The organism is Chroogloeocystis siderophila 5.2 s.c.1, assembly GCF_001904655.1.
Classification (GTDB): Bacteria; Cyanobacteriota; Cyanobacteriia; order Cyanobacteriales; family Chroococcidiopsidaceae; genus Chroogloeocystis; species Chroogloeocystis siderophila.
On the sequence record NZ_MRCC01000001.1, the window covers coordinates 54,294 to 71,764 of the forward strand.

At 43.7% G+C, this 17,471-nt stretch carries 14 protein-coding genes and 1 pseudogene; 10 read left to right on the plus strand and 5 right to left on the minus strand.

Going from position 1 to position 17,471, the window contains the following annotated elements; genetic code table 11:
* The first annotated feature begins 61 nt into the window (after positions 1-61).
* Positions 62-3,838 (plus strand): cobaltochelatase subunit CobN, encoded by a 3,777-nt coding sequence (cobN, locus tag NIES1031_RS00260; RefSeq protein WP_073547576.1) that lies wholly within the window; start codon positions 62-64, stop codon positions 3,836-3,838.
* Here cobN and NIES1031_RS00265 read toward each other — a convergent pair.
* Both NIES1031_RS00265 and NIES1031_RS00270 read right to left on the minus strand, forming a co-directional pair.
* Positions 3,830-4,363 (minus strand): annotated as a pseudogene (locus NIES1031_RS00265) (Uma2 family endonuclease). The gene cobN and the pseudogene NIES1031_RS00265 overlap by 9 nt on opposite strands.
* Before the next feature lie 75 nt (positions 4,364-4,438).
* Positions 4,439-4,969 carry a GrpB family protein gene (locus NIES1031_RS00270; protein WP_073547577.1) on the minus strand — a complete coding sequence of 177 codons (531 nt, stop codon included), beginning with the start codon at positions 4,967-4,969 and terminating at the stop codon, positions 4,439-4,441.
* Positions 4,970-5,149: 180 nt separating this feature from the next.
* On the opposite strand from NIES1031_RS00270, the gene NIES1031_RS00275 reads away from it, so the two are divergent.
* The 4 genes from NIES1031_RS00275 to NIES1031_RS00290 all read left to right on the plus strand — a co-directional run bounded on the left by NIES1031_RS00275 (position 5,150) and on the right by NIES1031_RS00290 (position 7,610).
* Positions 5,150-5,665, plus strand: coding sequence for a photosystem I assembly protein Ycf3 (locus NIES1031_RS00275; RefSeq protein WP_015187186.1), 516 nt, complete (start codon positions 5,150-5,152; stop codon positions 5,663-5,665).
* Between the two features lie 82 nt (positions 5,666-5,747).
* Positions 5,748-6,041 carry an Asp-tRNA(Asn)/Glu-tRNA(Gln) amidotransferase subunit GatC gene (gene gatC / locus NIES1031_RS00280; RefSeq protein ID WP_015187185.1) on the plus strand — a complete coding sequence of 98 codons (294 nt, stop codon included), beginning with the start codon at positions 5,748-5,750 and terminating at the stop codon, positions 6,039-6,041.
* A gap of 259 nt (positions 6,042-6,300) precedes the next feature.
* The gene (locus NIES1031_RS00285) at positions 6,301-7,284 is read left to right on the plus strand and encodes a glutathione S-transferase family protein (protein WP_073547578.1); all 984 of its coding nucleotides are present in this window, start codon (positions 6,301-6,303) and stop codon (positions 7,282-7,284) included.
* Between the two features lie 74 nt (positions 7,285-7,358).
* Positions 7,359-7,610, plus strand: a complete 252-nt coding sequence (locus tag NIES1031_RS00290; RefSeq protein ID WP_073547579.1) for a hypothetical protein — start codon at positions 7,359-7,361, stop codon at positions 7,608-7,610.
* A gap of 300 nt (positions 7,611-7,910) precedes the next feature.
* Here NIES1031_RS00290 and aroA read toward each other — a convergent pair whose 3' ends face one another.
* Positions 7,911-9,251: a 3-phosphoshikimate 1-carboxyvinyltransferase gene (gene aroA / locus NIES1031_RS00295; protein WP_073547580.1), complete on the minus strand. Its 1,341-nt coding sequence runs from the start codon at positions 9,249-9,251 to the stop codon at positions 7,911-7,913.
* 411 nt (positions 9,252-9,662) lie between these two features.
* Here aroA and NIES1031_RS00300 point away from each other — a divergent pair, with 411 nt between their 5' ends.
* From NIES1031_RS00300 to NIES1031_RS00310, 3 genes are all read left to right on the plus strand, one after another.
* The gene (locus NIES1031_RS00300) at positions 9,663-10,586 is read left to right on the plus strand and encodes a glycosyltransferase family 2 protein (RefSeq protein ID WP_073547581.1); all 924 of its coding nucleotides are present in this window, start codon (positions 9,663-9,665) and stop codon (positions 10,584-10,586) included.
* Positions 10,587-10,597: 11 nt separating this feature from the next.
* Positions 10,598-11,401: a PIG-L deacetylase family protein gene (locus NIES1031_RS00305; protein ID WP_073547582.1), complete on the plus strand. Its 804-nt coding sequence runs from the start codon at positions 10,598-10,600 to the stop codon at positions 11,399-11,401.
* A 219-nt stretch (positions 11,402-11,620) separates the two neighbouring features.
* Positions 11,621-12,058: a hypothetical protein gene (locus tag NIES1031_RS00310; protein WP_073547583.1), complete on the plus strand. Its 438-nt coding sequence runs from the start codon at positions 11,621-11,623 to the stop codon at positions 12,056-12,058.
* Positions 12,059-12,066: 8 nt separating this feature from the next.
* On the opposite strand, the gene NIES1031_RS00315 is transcribed toward NIES1031_RS00310, so the two are convergent.
* Positions 12,067-13,656, minus strand: a complete 1,590-nt coding sequence (locus NIES1031_RS00315; RefSeq protein ID WP_073547584.1) for a type II CAAX endopeptidase family protein — start codon at positions 13,654-13,656, stop codon at positions 12,067-12,069.
* 286 nt (positions 13,657-13,942) lie between these two features.
* On the opposite strand from NIES1031_RS00315, the gene NIES1031_RS00320 reads away from it, so the two are divergent.
* Together NIES1031_RS00320 and NIES1031_RS00325 are read left to right on the plus strand one after the other, a co-directional pair.
* A complete protein-coding gene (locus NIES1031_RS00320; protein ID WP_073547585.1) occupies positions 13,943-15,295 on the plus strand; it encodes a histidine phosphatase family protein in 1,353 nt (450 codons plus the stop codon).
* 68 nt (positions 15,296-15,363) lie between these two features.
* Complete coding sequence (locus tag NIES1031_RS00325; protein WP_073547586.1) at positions 15,364-16,626, plus strand: dihydroorotase; 1,263 nt, start codon at positions 15,364-15,366, stop codon at positions 16,624-16,626.
* A 12-nt stretch (positions 16,627-16,638) separates the two neighbouring features.
* Here NIES1031_RS00325 and lepB read toward each other — a convergent pair whose 3' ends face one another.
* Positions 16,639-17,217, minus strand: a complete 579-nt coding sequence (lepB, locus tag NIES1031_RS00330; protein WP_073547587.1) for a signal peptidase I — start codon at positions 17,215-17,217, stop codon at positions 16,639-16,641.
* Positions 17,218-17,471 lie beyond the last annotated feature (254 nt).

A 17,471-nucleotide genomic window follows, 5' to 3' on the forward strand; every position in this document is an offset into this window, starting at 1 on the left:
TGCCGCTTTTCCCCCTATTGCAACTAATAAATCTATATTATGCATTTTATAAAACAACATTATGCATCGTATTAATGGCACACCAGGAGGCTGGAATCCTCAATCAGAAGGCGTAATTTTTCTAGAACAATCTCCTGCTCCAATCGTGTTTCTGACTGCGGCAGATACTGATATTCAAACCATAGCAGCCGGAATTTCTAAATTACCAGTGGGGTTTCCTGCACTGCGTGTTGCTAATTTATTACAACTACAGCAACAACTCACGATTGATACCTATGCGGAGGAGATATTAGAAAAGGCTCAAGTTATTATATTACGCTTGCTAGGAGGGAGATCTTACTGGTCTTACGGCTTAGAAGTGGTGCAGGAAACCGTACAGCGTACAGGTGCATCACTGATTGTTATTCCTGGCGATGATGTTCTCGATCCGCATTTAATCGAGCATTCCACCGTTTCTTTAACCGCTGTTATCCAAATTTGGCGCTACTTCAGCGAAGGCGGCGTAGAAAATATCGTCAATGGCTTACAGTTTGTCTGTGATACGTGTTTAGAAACAAGCTATCATCCACCACAGCCACAAGTTGTACCGCGTGTAGGTTTTTATCAGAGTTCAGAGGTTAGAGGTTGGGGATCAGGGGAAAAGCCTAAAGTCGGGATTTTGTTTTATCGCGCGCATTATTTGGCTGGTAACATAAGTGTAATTGATGCTTTTTGTCAAGCGTTACAGGAAAGAAATTTAGAACCAGTGCCGATTTTTGTGTCTTCGTTGCGTGATCGCGATGTACAAGACGAGCTAGCATCTTATTTTCAACCAAAAGATGAACCACAAATTCAACTATTACTGAATACGACGAGTTTCTCGCTAGCGCGATTGGAAGCAACGCTGCAATTAGATTTTTGGGAAAAATTGGATGTTCCTGTATTGCAAGCGATTTTGAGTAGTAGCCCTGTAGATGTTTGGGAATCGCAATTTCAAGGGCTTTCACCGCGTGATATGGCGATGAATGTGGCGCTACCAGAGGTGGATGGGCGAATTATTACGCGTGCAGTTTCGTTTAAAGCGGTGCAAACTTGGAATTCTGACTTAGAAACGGATGTTGTTGTTTATGAACCACGGTGCGATCGCATTGCTTTTGTTGCGGATTTAGCCGCGAGTTGGGTACGTTTGCGTTTGTTATCACCACACGAAAGAAAAATTGCGCTAATTTTGGCAAATTACCCGAATCGTGATGGACGATTGGCAAATGGCGTGGGGTTGGATACTCCAGCGAGTTGTGTAGAACTTTTGCAGGCTTTGCAAGCGGCTGGGTATCGGGTGGAAAATTTACCGCAGAGTAGTGATGAGTTGATGCAGCGCTTGACGAGTGGAGTGACGAATGATCCCGAAGGGAGATTGCGTCGGGTGTTGCAGCAGGTGAGTTGGGAGGAGTATTGTGCGTATTTTAGGCGTTTGCCTTTGGGGGTGCAACGGGCGATTTCTGAGAGGTGGGAGGATACGAACCACAGAGACGCAGAGGGCGCAGAGGGGAAGAGATACAGGAAAGCAGAGGAAAGGCGTTTTGCGGTTCCTGGAATTGAGTTGGGGAATGTGTTTGTGGGAATTCAGCCAGGGCGTGGGTATGATGTTGACCCTGCTTTGAATTATCATGCTCCTGATTTGGAGCCTACGCATGATTATTTGGCGTTTTATTATTGGGTGCGAGAATGTTTTGGTGCTGATGCAGTGGTTCATGTGGGGAAGCATGGCAATTTGGAGTGGCTACCAGGGAAGAGTGTAGCTTTGTCGGAGGAGTGTTACCCAGAGGTGGCTTTGGGGGCTTTACCGCATTTGTATCCGTTTATTGTCAATGATCCTGGTGAGGGTTCGCAGGCGAAGCGTCGCGCTCAAGCTGTGATTTTAGACCATTTGACGCCGCCGTTGACTCGCGCGCAATTGTATGGACCTTTACAGCAATTGGAGGGGTTGGTTGATGAGTATTATGAAGCGCAAAGTTTAGATCCAACGCGGTTAACGCTGATTCGCGATCGCATTCTCCATCTAATTCTCCAAGAAAATCTCCACCTCGATCTGGGTGTAACAGATGGTAACGAACAATTGACAATTAGCAATGTTGATGCATATCTATGTGAACTGAAAGAAGCGCAAATTCGCGATGGTTTACATATCTTTGGTCAGTGTCCGCAAGGTAGACAACTCAGGGATTTGATTGTGGCGATCGCCCGTATGCCAAGTAGCGATCACTGTGGACTCACGCAAGCGATTGCTCAAGACTGGGGATTAGATTTCGATCCTCTTACCGCAGATTTTAGCCAAAAGCTCTCTGCCAACGAAATTGAGATACTTTTAACAAAAACGCAACAGCGCTGTTACACAATTGGCGATGCTGTTGAAGTCTTAGAACACCACGCCACTACCTTAATCGAACAAATACTATCAAATGTAGAACACCCCCTCACCCCTGAACCCCTGACCCCTATCCTCAACTGGATACGCGATCACCTCTTACCTTCTTTGCAACAAACACAACAAGAGATTACGCATCTATTACGTGGTTTGGATGGGCGGTATGTTCCGAGTGGTGCTGCTGGTGCGCCGACTCGCGGTCGTCCTGAGGTGTTGCCAACAGGTCGCAATTTTTACTCAGTGGATATTCGTGCGATTCCTACAGAAACGGCTTGGGATATTGGGCGCAAAGCTGCGGAGGCGTTGATTGAACGTTATACGCAAGATAATGGCGAGTATCCAAAAACTTTGGGTTTATCAATTTGGGGAACTTCGACAATGCGGACTGGTGGTGATGATATTGCCGAAGCATTAGCATTACTCGGAGTGCAACCTGTATGGGATGGTGTCTCGCGGCGGGTGGTCGATTTGGAAGTTTTACCGCTATCGGTGTTAGGACGTCCGCGCGTGGATGTAACTTTGCGAATTTCGGGCTTTTTCCGCGATGCTTTTGCGAATTTAATTGATTTGTTTGATACTGCTGTCGCTGCTGTCGCTGCACTCGATGAACCGCTTGAACAAAATCCTTTAGCTGCGCAAGTTGCTCAAGAAACACAACTATGGCAAGCAGCAGGGTTAACTTTAGAACAAGCTGAGGTGCGATCGCGTTATCGCATTTTTGGCTCGAAACCTGGCGCATATGGTGCAGGACTCCAAGGTTTAATTGAAGCACAAAACTGGCATGATGATGAAGATTTAGCGCTTGCTTATATTAATTGGAGTAGCTATGCTTACTCGCGTTCGGCTGAAGGATGTGCCGTTCCTGAAGCTTTTGCACAGCGTTTACAACAAATGCAAATCGTTTTACACAATCAAGACAACCGCGAACACGATTTACTTGATTCGGATGATTATTATCAATTTCAGGGCGGTTTAACCGCAGCAGTACGTTCTTTACAAGGCAAAAACCCGCAAACTTATTTTGGCGACAACTCAATTCCAGCAAATCCCCGCGTGCGTCAACTCAAAGAAGAAATTGCCCGCGTTTATCGATCCCGCGTAATTAACCCGAAGTGGATTGCGGGAGTCATGCGTCACGGTTACAAAGGTGCGTTTGAAATGGCGGCGACGGTAGATTATTTATTTGCCTACGACGCGACAGCGCATTGTGTTGAAGATCATATGTATCAGGGAGTTGCACAAGCGTACTTATTTGATCCCGATGTTCAGCAGTTTATCCAACAAAAGAATCCGTGGGCGTTGCGCGATATGGCAGAAAGATTATTAGAAGCGCATCAACGCGGTTTGTGGCAGAATATTGATCGCGCGATGCTAGAGAATTTGCGATCGCTCGTTCACCAAGCTGAAGCCAGTATCGAACAAACATTAAAGTGATTTTGCCATCTTCAACCAATCAAAAACCTCTGCTGTAGTTAACTCTAGAGGGATTTCTGCTAGCACTGGTAGGCGATCGCTATCTTGTCTTAGTTCTGGTTGCTGACCTGGCAGAAAAACTAATATACTGCGATCATCTGCGTCAATCAACTAACCTAATCGACATCCATGTTGTAAACAGTGGAGAAAGAATCTCTATCACCTAATCGGGAGGTAATTGAAAGTTATCAGGGACTTCCCCATCTGTATTAAAAGGAATTCGTTGCCACTGGAAGACCGCAATATCTGGGACAATTGAGCGATCACCAAAGCTACAACGTAGTTCAGGAAAAGCATAAGCGATTTTTTGCTCCTCTGTAATGTCGTTAATTGCGGCACACAGCTTACTCTGCAAGCGGCTGTGTCTCCCTTTCGGCATCGGCTTTTGGACGATCTCTCCATTGTTATGTATTCACTGGCTGGCTTCGTCTCAGGAAGCTTGAGAAACTCTGCTAAAGTGATGTTGGGCGTTGTTGTAGAGGTCATTGTTTCACCTCTCTTTTTTCATTGGTTGTTCAATATTAACGTCTGTTCGATGGAAAAGTGCTGAGCGATTGACAATTAGCTAGTTTTCTGTAGCTCACGCCACTTTGCTGCTTTTTCATTCATCTGTTGAATAAATCCATGCTTCCCATCCATGTAACTATCAATGTCATATGGATACTTTCTGGCTAACTCGCGCTTCAACTTGCTATATTCCTGCGCATCTTCCAAGTGGGCAATCATGTAGTCTCTAAATGCTAAATGTTTCTCTACTTCTGGTTTGCCCACTTCAAATGCATGAACATGATGTGTTCTGACACCTGCTGTGTTGTTTTTGCGAAAGTAACGGCGACTTGGAATTCCAAACTCGCCCATCGCTTCATAGCCTAAAGCTATCATTGATAAATTGCATTGATCCGTTTTGGCAATTGCTTTTACCTCCACTAACAAATCAATAATCGGTTTGGCGTAAATATGAGGTATTGCAGGACTACCAATATGATGAATTGCAACGACATTGTTACCCAACGCTTGCAAGATGTGCTGTTTTTCTTTTACAAAGGCGTCTCGCCACTGGGGATTATGGGGAACAACTTCGACTTTTCTCATAGGGATGACTGAATTTTATGCTGAGTGCTAACACAAAACTTATCAACTAACCACTCTTCTTTCTGAAGCTGGATCAAGCTGAATTCGAGTGCGATCGCTGTCCTAGTCTACCCTGCTCTCAACTACAATATCCTTGGAAGCAATTAATAGCAGACACTCTTTAATAAACTAGAAGCAGATATGCCAAGAACTCAACGTAACGACAACTTTATCGATAAATCTTTTACCGTCATGGCGGATCTAATTCTCAAAGTTCTGCCGACAAATAAAAAAGCCAAAGAAGCTTTTGTCTACTACCGTGATGGAATGGCAGCCCAAGCCGACGGCGACTACGCTGAAGCTTTAGATAACTACAACGAAGCTTTAGAATTAGAAGAAGACCCATACGATCGCAGTTATATCTTCTACAACATTGCCTTAATTCATGCGAGTAATGGCGAACATGAAAAAGCTCTAAACTACTATCACCAAGCACTAGAAACAAATCCGCGCCTGATCCAAGCACTCAACAACATTGCGGTAATCTATCACTACCAAGGCGAAAGAGCCAAAGAAGCAGGCGACAATGACGGTGCAGAAGCTTTATTTGACCAAGCTGCTGATTACTGGAGACGAGCCATCAGCATCGCCCCTAACAATTACCTAGAAGCACAAAACTGGCTGAAAACGACAGGTAGAATGCACGAAAACTTTTAGTGAGAGAGTGACTAGTGACTAGTGAGTAGAAAGCTCAGTGTGATTCTATTACCCATCACCAATTACCAATTACCTCTTACCTATGATTGATCGCGAACAAGTCCGAAAAGTGGCGCTTTTAGCTCGATTAGAGTTAACTCCACAAGAGGAAGAACAATTTACTACGCAGCTAAGTAGTATTCTGGACTACTTTGAACAACTAAGTGAACTCGATGTAACTGATGTCCCACCCACAGCAAGAGCAATTGAAGTAAAAAATATAACACGCCCTGATGAACTAAAACCTTACGAAGAACGCGCCGCAATTCTCAGCAGTGCGCCAGAACAAGAGGGCGAGTACTTTAAAGTGCCACAAATTTTGAATGTAGAAGAGTAGTTACAGCTTTCAAGATCTGAAGGTGGAAAGTAAGAAATTGTGTCTTTATCTCAGAAATAACTACGGCGAATCTACAGCTTTGCAAAGTTCTAAATAATGAATGCACAACGAGACAAACTTCATCTACCCCCCGTGAACAAGTGAAGTCTGTCTTATTTCCTCAAAATTTTTATTTTTTTAGTGTGTGTAGGCACACTTTGTATAAATAGCCACGACTAAAGTCGGAGAGCCTTGAAAGCAATTATAGGAGATTTTCATAATGGGTTTGGGTGTTCTCATTGATGGCAAATGGGTGCCAGAACGCGAACAAGAAGACGAAGGAGGGAGGTTTGTGCGTCCTTCAACGACCTTCCGCGATAAAATTACTGCTGATGGTTCGAGTGGCTTTAAAGCTGAACCAGGACGTTACCATCTTTATATCTCCTGGGCTTGCCCTTGGGCGCATCGTACCGCAATCATGCGACGGTTGAAAGGGTTAGAAGATGTTATTGGTCTTTCTGTAGTAGCACCAGTTATCGATCAAAACAGTTGGGAATTCTCTGACGATGAACCAGGGAGTATTCCGGATACAGTTAACCACACGAATTACTTGTGGGAAGTCTATCTGAAAGCTGAGCCTGACTACAGCGGTAGAGTAACTGTACCTGTTTTATGGGATAAGAAAACTGGCACAATTGTCAATAACGAATCCCGCGAAATTATTCGGATGTTGGATACTGAGTTTGAAGCTTACGCTAAACAGGATATTCATTTTTATCCGCAAGACATACAGGAAAAAATTGACGAAACGATTGATGCAATTTATCAACCGATTAACAATGGAGTTTATCGCGCAGGTTTTGCAACAACGCAATCCGCGTATGAAGAAGCTGTCACCGAATTGTTTCAAGCATTAGATTATTGGGAAAAAGTCTTATCTGAGCAGCGTTATTTGTGTGGCGATCGCCTAACTGAAGCCGATTGGTGTCTGTTTACAACACTACTGCGCTTTGACCCTGTTTACTACGTTCATTTCAAGTGCAACTTGCGGCGCATTGCCGATTATCCTAATCTTTGGAATTATCTAAAAGACCTTTATCAACAAAAGGGTGTCAAAGAAACGTGTCATTTTGACCATATCAAAAAGCACTACTACATGAGTCATCCAAAAGTTAACCCGACACGTATTGTTCCCAAAGGACCAATTCTAGATTTAGATGCACCACATAACCGTTATCGATGGGGCGCGACTCTACAAGTGTAAAAAAAACGGAACAAAATAAATTATCAACCATCTACGTAGGTACTCATAGCAACCTACGTTACTTTCTATCAAAAATGAAACTCAAACTGATACTCCTAGGGTTAGTAGCTATGACAGGATTAGGAGTTATCTTTTTTCACATCACGAATAACAAATCGTCCGAACAAATTAGCCAAATAAATCCTCAATGGCAAACTTATATAGAACCTAATACTTACTCGATTCAACATCCGCCAAATTGGTTTGTTGAGCGTTTGCGCAGGGAATTAGTGATAATTACGAGTCAACCACCTGTAAAAAAATGGCACGGGAAAATTACCTCCTGATTTAATTAAAACAGATATTCGCATTGAACCAACTTTATTTGAATCACTTGCGAACCAAATACTGAATTCAGAAGTTGAAATATCTCAAATAACTCACAAAGAACAACCGCAGACCGACGGTAGAGAAGCATTAACACTCTGGATTAGCGATCGCTTTGGTGCAAACTCAGTTTTAACGCTTATTCGATATCAGCCTAACGAAACAATTTACATCGCCAGTTTCCATACCACAGAAAATATCGCAGCGCCTGATATTATTCAAAATATTCACGGTTCTTTATGAATCAGCGAGTAATAAAGTTAAGTACGACAAACTTGTTCGAGTGTCGGTACAAAATCTGGATAGGAAATAGCCGCAGCTTCTGCACGATTAATAGTTGTAGTTCCGGTACTATTGAGCGCAGCGATCGCTAAACTCATCGCAATGCGATGATCTGTATGACTATCGACATCTGTACCTGTAAGCAAAGTTCCCCCAACAATTTCTAAACCATCAGGAAGTTCGGTCACATTAGCCCCCATGCGTTGCAGTTGATTTGCCATAACTGTAATGCGATCGCTTTCTTTAACGCGCAATTCCTCCGCATCGCGAATCACGGTTGTCCCCTGCGCAAAAACTGCGGCGACGGTAAGAATCGGGATTTCATCAATTAATCGCGGAATCAAATCGCCAGCGATCGTACAACTAGTGAGTTGACTCGAACGTACGCGTAAATCTGCAACAGGTTCGCCTGCAACTAAACGCTGATTTTCTAACTGAACATCTGCGTTCATCATCGACAATGCTTCTAAAATACCCGTACGTGTAGGATTTACCCCTACATTTTCAATAATTAATTCGGAATCAGGAACAATTGCTGCTGCAACTAGCCAAAAAGCCGCAGAACTAATATCTCCAGGTACAATAACGGTTTGTCCTTGTAATTGTGCAGGTCCTGTGACTGTAACACTGTGAGTATCAGGCTCGACGCTGAGTTTCGCCCCGAAGGCTTGGAGCATTCTTTCGCTATGATCCCGCGATAAGGCTGGTTCCGTGACAGTTGTTTCGCCTTCAGTCATCAATCCGGCTAAGAGAATACACGATTTCACTTGCGCAGAAGCGATCGGAGAATTGTAATGAATTGGTTTAAGCGTTTGTCCTTGAATTGCTAAAGGCGCTAACGAATTATCTTTACGTCCCCAAATTTGCGCCCCCATTTGTTGCAATGGTTTGACGACACGCGACATCGGACGCGATCGCAATGAATTATCACCTGTGACAGCAAAAAATCGCCTAGGATGCGCCGCTAAAATTCCGAGCATCAACCGTAGTGTTGTCCCAGAATTCCCAGCATTGAGGACATCGACAGGTTCTTGTAATTGCCCCAATCCTATTCCTTTGACGGTGACTAATTCGCTATTTAACTCGGAAATTTCCGCCCCCAAAGCTTGAAAACAACTTGCTGTACTGCGCGGATCTTCGCCTAGCAACAACCCTTGAATGCGCGTTTCGCCCGATGCGATCGCACCTAGCATCAAAGCCCGATGCGAAATCGATTTATCTCCTGGAACTCGGATACGACCGTGTAAGGATAATCCTGTAGCACGATTAATAACGAGATTTTGGTGACGATTCGTTTCTTGCGTGATGACAACCGACATGAAAACTCACGTAACGTGTGTGCATTTCATCCTACCGCAGTATTAGCACTCAGGTACTGAAATCCTAGTTAATTTTGAACTCAAGACTACATCGATTTTCTCAAGAATTATCAGCTTATAACTCAAATGCTACTTACAATATCGATTGAGTTACTTTTTAGTGTAGTCTTAACCTTTTTCTCACCAAAAATTCACAAAACTGTCAACAATATAAAGTCATTGTTTAAGTATAAGTATCAAACTTTACTTTTTTAAACTCAACTGACAGTATATCTCTATACAAAATTATAATCATAAATTTATTCAGTAGTCTTTGAGCATAGTAAATAATATTAATCTACTAAGTAAATTTAATTAGCTGACTATAACTAAGTTTTAAAAAAAAATAAATTATCTCAAAAACCTACAATAATGAAAATAAGTGTAATTATTCCTTGCTTTAATGCAGCAAAAACAATTGCAGTGCAGTTAGAAGCCCTTGCTAAACAAACATGGAAAAATTGGGAAATTATTGTTGTTGATAATGGTTCTACAGATGAATCAGTTGCAATTGTTGAAAAATATCAAAAACAAATTCCAAATCTTCAGTTGATTCATGCAAGCGATCGCCCTGGCGCTGCGCACGCACGTAACGCTGGTGCCAAAGTTGCAACTGGCGAAGCACTTCTATTTTGTGATGCTGACGATCGAGTTGAAGCAAGTTGGTTATCTACAATGGGAGAAGCACTTCTCAAACGTGATTTTGTTGCTGGATGTTTTGATTATACGCAACTCAACGAACCGTGGCTAGTTGATAGCGGTATCTTGCAAGTTCAGAAAGTAGGGCTTTCGCAGTACGAATTTCCGCCTTATCTACCTTTTGCAGGCAGTGGTAATCTCGGTATCAAAAAAGCGTTACATGAAGCTGTAGGTGGATTTAATGAAAACTTATTATATGCGGAGGATACTGACTATTGTTTCCGCGTTCAACTTTTAGGTACTCAACTTCATTTTGTTGAAGATGCTGTTGCTCAAATACGCCTACGTCATAGATTTAAAGACATTTACAAGCAAGGAGAAAGCTGGGCTGAAAGCCATATATACCTCCGTTTGCTTTATGGAGTGTCTGTTAGTAGAATTGTTGCTTTTGGTTATTTAATAAAAGTTTTATTATATCCAATTAAAATTGTTTTTTATCTTAAAAATAAAAGTCAATTTGCCAAATGGTTGTGGATACTTAGTTGGAATATTGGACTTTTAAAAGGAAGCCTCAAGTATTCTCGAAACTTGACATTGGAAAGCAATTTATCAAGGCAAGAATCTAGCCAAAAAGTAAAAACTGTTCCAGTTAACTAGGAAGTATCTTTATGAATAAGTACCATCAAAAAATCAAGCAGCGGTTGCTCTCAAAATCAAGGTTTATTTATTTGTGGTGGTTGTACAAGAAAAGCAAAGCGATCGCAGTGAATCAAAAATCAGCAATCGTTTTTGCACCGCATCAAGACGACGAAACGCTAGGTTGTGGTGGTACAATTGCGCTCAAGTGCGATCGCAAAGTCGCGTTAGATGTTGTATTTCTAACTGATGGTAGAGCATCATACGCAGAATATCCGCAAATTTGTCCGGATCAGTTGGTGCAAATTCGCCAGCAAGAAGCAATTCAAGCCCTCAAGACTCTTGGTGTCGCACAATCAGCAATTCACTTTCTGGGTAAACCTGATGGCGGTTTAGCTGTACTATCGAGTGCTGAACGTCAGGAGACAATTAATCAACTCGTGCAATTGTTACGCGATCGCCAACCGCAAGAGGTATACGTACCTTACAAACAGGATATTCATCCTGACCATAAAGAAACTTACGCTTTAGTGCAAGCCGCAGTCCAAGAATCGCAGCTACCTATTGAAGTATTGCAGTATCCTGTATGGACGCGCTGGGTTCCACATCAACTTGATTTTAAATCTCCAGAGCTTGCCCATGCTTATAGATTACCAATTAACAAAGTCCTAAACAAAAAAATTGCAGCTTTGGCAGCTTATCAATCGCAATATTCTAGTATAGTGCCTGGTGTTGAGCCAATTCTGCCACCAGGTTTTATCGAGTGCTTCATTTCTTCCTACGAAATATTTTTTAAAACGTCGCCAGTTAAGCAAAAGCTGAGTTGTGAATTATGAGTTAGCCCAATTAACACAAAACCCCACATTGATCGCTTTGCTTTCTTAAGCGCGACCAATTAGCAGTTACCAATGACCAATAAAAGCTGTAAGGCTACTTTTAATTTCCACCCATTTACTTGAATCGGCGCAATGTTATTAAGCTTTGCTTTAAGAACAGTGGCATAAGTCTTGTTCAAGATAAACTAGCGCTGTACTAGCCATGCGGTCTTTTTGCTCATGCTGACTCGTTACCGTCAACCAGTATCGCTTTCATTAATTTCTACAGATTTACCCTTGCGGTACGTGGTGCAGACTGTAGCTACGTTAGAACAAAAAGATCGCGAGAGTTTTCATTTATTGATAACAGAACCTTCACTTGCTAGCCCTAGTCTTTTGTGGCTCGAAATTTCACCATATCGAGTCATTATGACCAGACAAGCAGAAAATCAAGTATGCTATCGTCATTTTTGGGAGCGCGGAGTTTACGGAATTAGTCGTTACTGGTTAGGAAACGGATTTTTTCAGGGCAGCGAAAATATCCTGCAATTGCGTAATTTTACTCGACAATTAACTTTAGTCAATCGTCCCTTACCGCAGCAACTTCAAGTCGAGTATGAATTGTGGTCGCAAGTACAACTCGGACGCTATGTTTTGAAGCTAGAGATACACTACTGACCAACAAATTAAACAGAACCACTACCTAAAATAAATAAACTTAAAAGCGTGCCACTATTCCAAAGACTGTGGAGTAGCATGGGTGCGAGGAGGTTGCGCGATCGCGTGTACACAACCCCTAAGACAATTCCTAAAACGGTCAATGGAAGAATTTCAGCTACACTGAGGTGCGCAACCGCAAACAGCAACGAACTGAGAAGAATCGCACCCGAAACGGATACGTAACGGGTGAGTGAGGGTAAAAGAAAACCACGAAACAGTAATTCCTCGAAAATCGGCGCGGCGATCGCAGCGGTAAAAAAGAAAATAGCTAATGCTACTTGATCTTGTGCCTGCAATGCTAAGGATAACAGTGGATTACTACCACCCTGTCCTTGCCAGATTTGTTGATTAATCAGCGACACAATCACCACGAGTGGAAGTGCAGCACAGTATCCTCCCAACCCCCATAAAAACCAATTTCCCTGTAAATTGAAGCGAAACCAATCTTTGGGAAGCGGGAAGAAAGGCTTAATTGAAAAGTAAAGCACTGCCAAGCCACCCAAAGCAACTGTTAGGTAAGTCGTCAAAATATAAAAAGCCTGAACGCGCACACCCGAACCTGCTGGCGGTCTAATTTGCAGTAGCGCCAACCCCAAAGGAACAACAATTTGCCCCATGAGAAAAAAGCCGAGGATGAATACCTGCCAAACAGTTTCTCCTGTCCAAGGAGTTGACCACCGTGCATCTTCATTTTGTGCAAGTAGCGCCTCTTTTCCTTTGACTAAACGCTGAGCGCCTAAAATGAGCAGTAGCCCAACACCAACTATGCCACCAAAAGCAGGCAGACTACCAATAAATGCGAGTTTGATGACAGCTTGCTGGGCTACTTGTTGTTCGGTGGCTTGTAGCTGTGTCAGCGCGTCTTGACGTTGCTGAAGTTGATATAGCTGAGACAAAGCACGATAGCGAAACCAACCATCTAAGTTATTCTGAATCAGTTGTTCGGCATCGGGAAATATCCGAGGCGGGTCGCTCCAAAGCCCTATCAAAACTGCTGCGGTATCGGCGAGTACAGCTTGCTGTTGATTGTTAACTTGCTGTTGAAACTTTGTCCAAGTTTGAATCGCTGCATCAGTTTGTTCTTGCTGTACTTGTAATAGTCCTAGCCGCAGATCTAGTTCAGCAATCAATTGCTGCAACTGAGCGCGCGATCGCTGTATTTGTTGCTGTTGTCGCAGGCGAGAAGTATCGGTAATTGGGGCAATTTCTGATTGTGATTTGGGAGTCGCAGGGGTGGTTACAGGTTCTGACTGTAACTGTTTTAGTTGGTTGTTTGCTTTATCTAAGTTAATCTGCGCTGACGTTCTTGCCTCTTGATATTGCTCGAACGCAGAATTAAGCGGTTGTTCTCCGAGCAAAGCACTGCGAGCATTGCTCAGACTCGCGCCATTGTCACCCTGAGGTTGCCACTCTTGTGCGTGCAAAAGGAGATTAGCTTGATACAGTTCCAAGCGACTTTGAATTTGCGGTTGTTGCCAGCTTTCCCATAAAGACGCACCAGCAAATAAAATTGCGACTACCGTCAGCAAACTTAAGATGATCCGCTTAATTGTCATCAATCTCCCCCGTTACAGCCATCTTGAGCGCGCGATCGCACCCTTGTGGAATCATAGCAAGGAATGGAAGAGGTCAGGGGTCGGGGGTCAAAGGTCGGGGGAAGAAGTAGTTGCTAGCTGTTAAGTACTCTAGACACTAGCCATTAATCACCACCCACTAATCACGAATCACTTCATTATTCTGTTGTTAACAAGTGTTCATCACACGCTAAAATAACGCTGGCTCGTATGTGCTGCGAATGTGCAGCGAACGATTTACAAAAAGTGCTGTGGGAGGATAAATAGATTGACCACTCGTGTCATTATTGTGCGTCACGGTCAAAGCAGCTACAACACCGAAAAGCGCATTCAGGGTCGTAGTGATGTGTCAACTTTAACTGAAAAGGGGCAAAACGATGCCCGTAAAGTTGGTGGTGCGCTGAGTCACTTAAATTTTGCTGCGGTTTATACTAGCCCTCTACAGCGAGCAAAACATACAGCAGAAATCATCTGTAATTGCTTAGCAACACCCCTCAAGCCGCAAGCTTCTAGTATCTTAATGGAAGTTGACTTGTCGTTGTGGGAAGGAATGCTTTCCTCTGAGGTGCGCGAGAAATTTCCTGATGCTTACCGACTTTGGCACGAACATCCGGATCAACTGGTGATGGTGGTGGGAGAAAACCGCGAACACTTCCCCATTCTCAGTTTGTTTCAACAAGCAAGACAGTTTTGGGAAGAAACTTTACCGCGTCATGCAGGCGAAACAATTCTGATCGTGGGGCATAACGGTATCAATCGCGCTTTGATTAGTACGGCTTTGGGAATTTCGCCGCAACGCTACCACTCGATTCAGCAATCGAACTGTAATGTCACAGTCCTGAATTTCGATCCGGCGACTCCTTCGCACCAAAAAGACAGCAAGTGGGGAGCAGTACAGCTAGAATCACTCAATCAAACAGCACATTTGGGCGAAATTCTACCTTCACTGCGACCAAATCATCAAGGACAGCGCCTTTTGCTTGTACGTCATGGTGAAACCGAATGGAATCGCCAAACGCGGTTTCAGGGGCAAATCGATGTTCCGCTCAACGATAATGGTCGGCAACAGGCACAAAAAGCAGCGGAATTTCTGAAAAACGTGCGGCTGGATTTCGCTGTGAGTAGCCCAATGTTGCGTCCCAAGGAAACCGCAGAGATTATTTTGCAGCATCACCCTGAAATTCAACTGCAATTACACGCTGACCTGCAAGAGATTAATCACGGACTTTGGGAAGGTAAATTAGAATCAGAGATCGAGCAAAGTTTTCCAGGGAAACTACATCAATGGCGAACAGTACCAGCAGAGGTACAAATGCCACAAGGTGAGAATTTACAGCAAGTCTGGGAACGCAGTGTTGCGGCTTGGCAAAGTATTCTTGATTCCGCAGCAAGTCAAACGACTGGGTTGGTTGTGGCGCACGATGCCACGAATAAAGTTTTACTGTGTCATGTTTTGGGTTTGTCACCTGCGCATTTCTGGAACTTTCGCCAAGGAAATGGGGCTGTCAGCGTTATTGATTATCCGCAAAGTGCAGCAGGTTTACCTGTATTGCAAGCAATGAATATCACAACTCATCTTGGGGGAGGTGTTCTTGATAAAACTGCCGCAGGGGCGTTGTAGGGTACTGGGTAACAATAGGTCATTATTAAATTAATTGGTGTCAGGTGAGTCTGTCCCAATCAAAATTCATGAAGAGTGAATTGCTACAACAAGTTCGGGTGATTGATCCTGTATCGAGTACTGATCGGGTAGCTGATGTTTTGGTTGTTGATGGTCTGATTCAGGCATTGCAGGAAACGATCGCCGACTATTCAACTAATACGCAGGTGCGTAATTGTCGCGGACTTGTGTTAGGTCCTGGATTGGTCGATTTGTACAGCCATTCTGGCGAACCTGGGTTTGAAGAACGCGAAACTTGGCGATCGCTTATTGATGCTGCAACTGCTGGCGGGTTTACTCGATTGCACGTTTTGCCGGATACGATGCCCGCGCTTGATAATCTATCGGTAGTATCGCGGCTACAGCAGGAACTCGCAGCCGCCACGGTTAAAGTTAAGTTTTGGGCGGCGCTGACGGTTGGTGTTAAAGGACAGCAAATGACCGAATTGGCAGAATTAGTGGCTGAATCAAATGTTGTGGGTTTTGCCGATGGTCGCGCGATTGAAAATTTAGCACTACTACGGCGCTTGCTAGAATACATCAAACCAATCAATAAGCCGGTGGCGTTGTGGGCGTGTGACGCGCAGTTGGCGGGAAATGGCGTGATGCGCGAAGGTACGCAATCAATTCGTTTTGGATTATCAGGAAATCCGGCGATCGCAGAAACGGCGGCGTTGGCTGCAATTTTAGAAGTTGTCGCCGCGATTGGGACTCCCGTACATATTATGCGGATTTCAACGGCGCGGGGTGTCGAATTGATTCAAGCGGCAAAAGCTCAAGGCTTACCTATTACGGCGAGTACGACTTGGATGCACTTGCTTCTTGATACGCAAGCGGTGAAAAGTTACAATCCCTCGCTGCGATTAGAACCACCACTCGGAAATACCAGCGATGTTCAGGCACTACGTCAAGGAGTTCGTTCGGGTATTATCGATGCAATCGCCGTCGATCACACTCCTTACACCTACGAAGAAAAAACTGTTGCCTTTGCCGAAGCTCCTGCGGGTGCGATCGGTTTAGAGTTAGCTTTACCCTTACTGTGGCAAAATCTTGTAGAAACGGGTGAATTGTCCGCAGTCGAATTATGGCGCAGCCTTAGTACCTGCCCATCTCAATGTTTACAACAAAACCCTAGTGCGATTTCTCCTGATACATCGGCAGAAATGGTTCTTTTCGATCCACACCAAGTATGGCAATTGCAAGTACATACTTTGAAATCTTTGTCAAGTAATACGCCGTGGTTAGGACAAACGCTGCAAGGACGTGTCGTGCAAACTTGGTACAAGAATTGAGAAGGCTGTTCTTTAATTTATTTCCCCGACTCGATGCGGAGGCCAAAAGCGGACTACTGCACGTCCGATAATATTTTCTCGCGGCACAAAGCCCCAAAAATGGCTATCATAGCTGTTGTTGCGGTTATCGCCTAAGACTAAATACGAGTTTTCTGGCACAATCACAGGTCCATATAGGTACTGCGGAGGCGCTTCGATGTAGTTTTCGCGCAACGGCTGATCGTCGATGTAAACTCGTCCGCCTCTAACTTCTACCTTATCGCCAGGTAGTCCAATAATTCTTTTGATAAAAGCATCTTTGAGATTGGGGTTTTCTTGAATAATTCCTTTGGTAGGAGAAAAAACCACGATATCTCCCCGTTGTGGGCTTGTGAAACGATAACTCAACTTATCGACAATCAACTTGTCATACTTTTGCAGCGTTGGCAGCATAGACTCGGAAGGTATCCAACGCGCTTCGGCAACAAAAGTCCGAATTCCTAAAGCTAATACAATACTTAAGGCGATCGTTCTACCTAATTCACCGATCCAAGAACCTTCACTATCTTGTCGCGAATTTTTTTTCGATACTTGATCTGGCACACGAGACATAGAGCTTTGTTTAAAACAACCGAAAGGTGCTAATAACTAATTTAACGAGCGAAAATACTTTGATTTATTAATTCTAACTAGAAAAAGCTTACATTAATGTAACACTGGTATCCTGAAAAGTTTCATTGAAGTTTGAGAACGTGGATATAAAGACGCGATCGCTCTACAGTTTTAACTCACCCCTTGCTTTTCCGGTAGAATAACGTGCATTTATTCTGCCACTGTTTATAAGTCCTGCTATTTTCAAAGTGTTG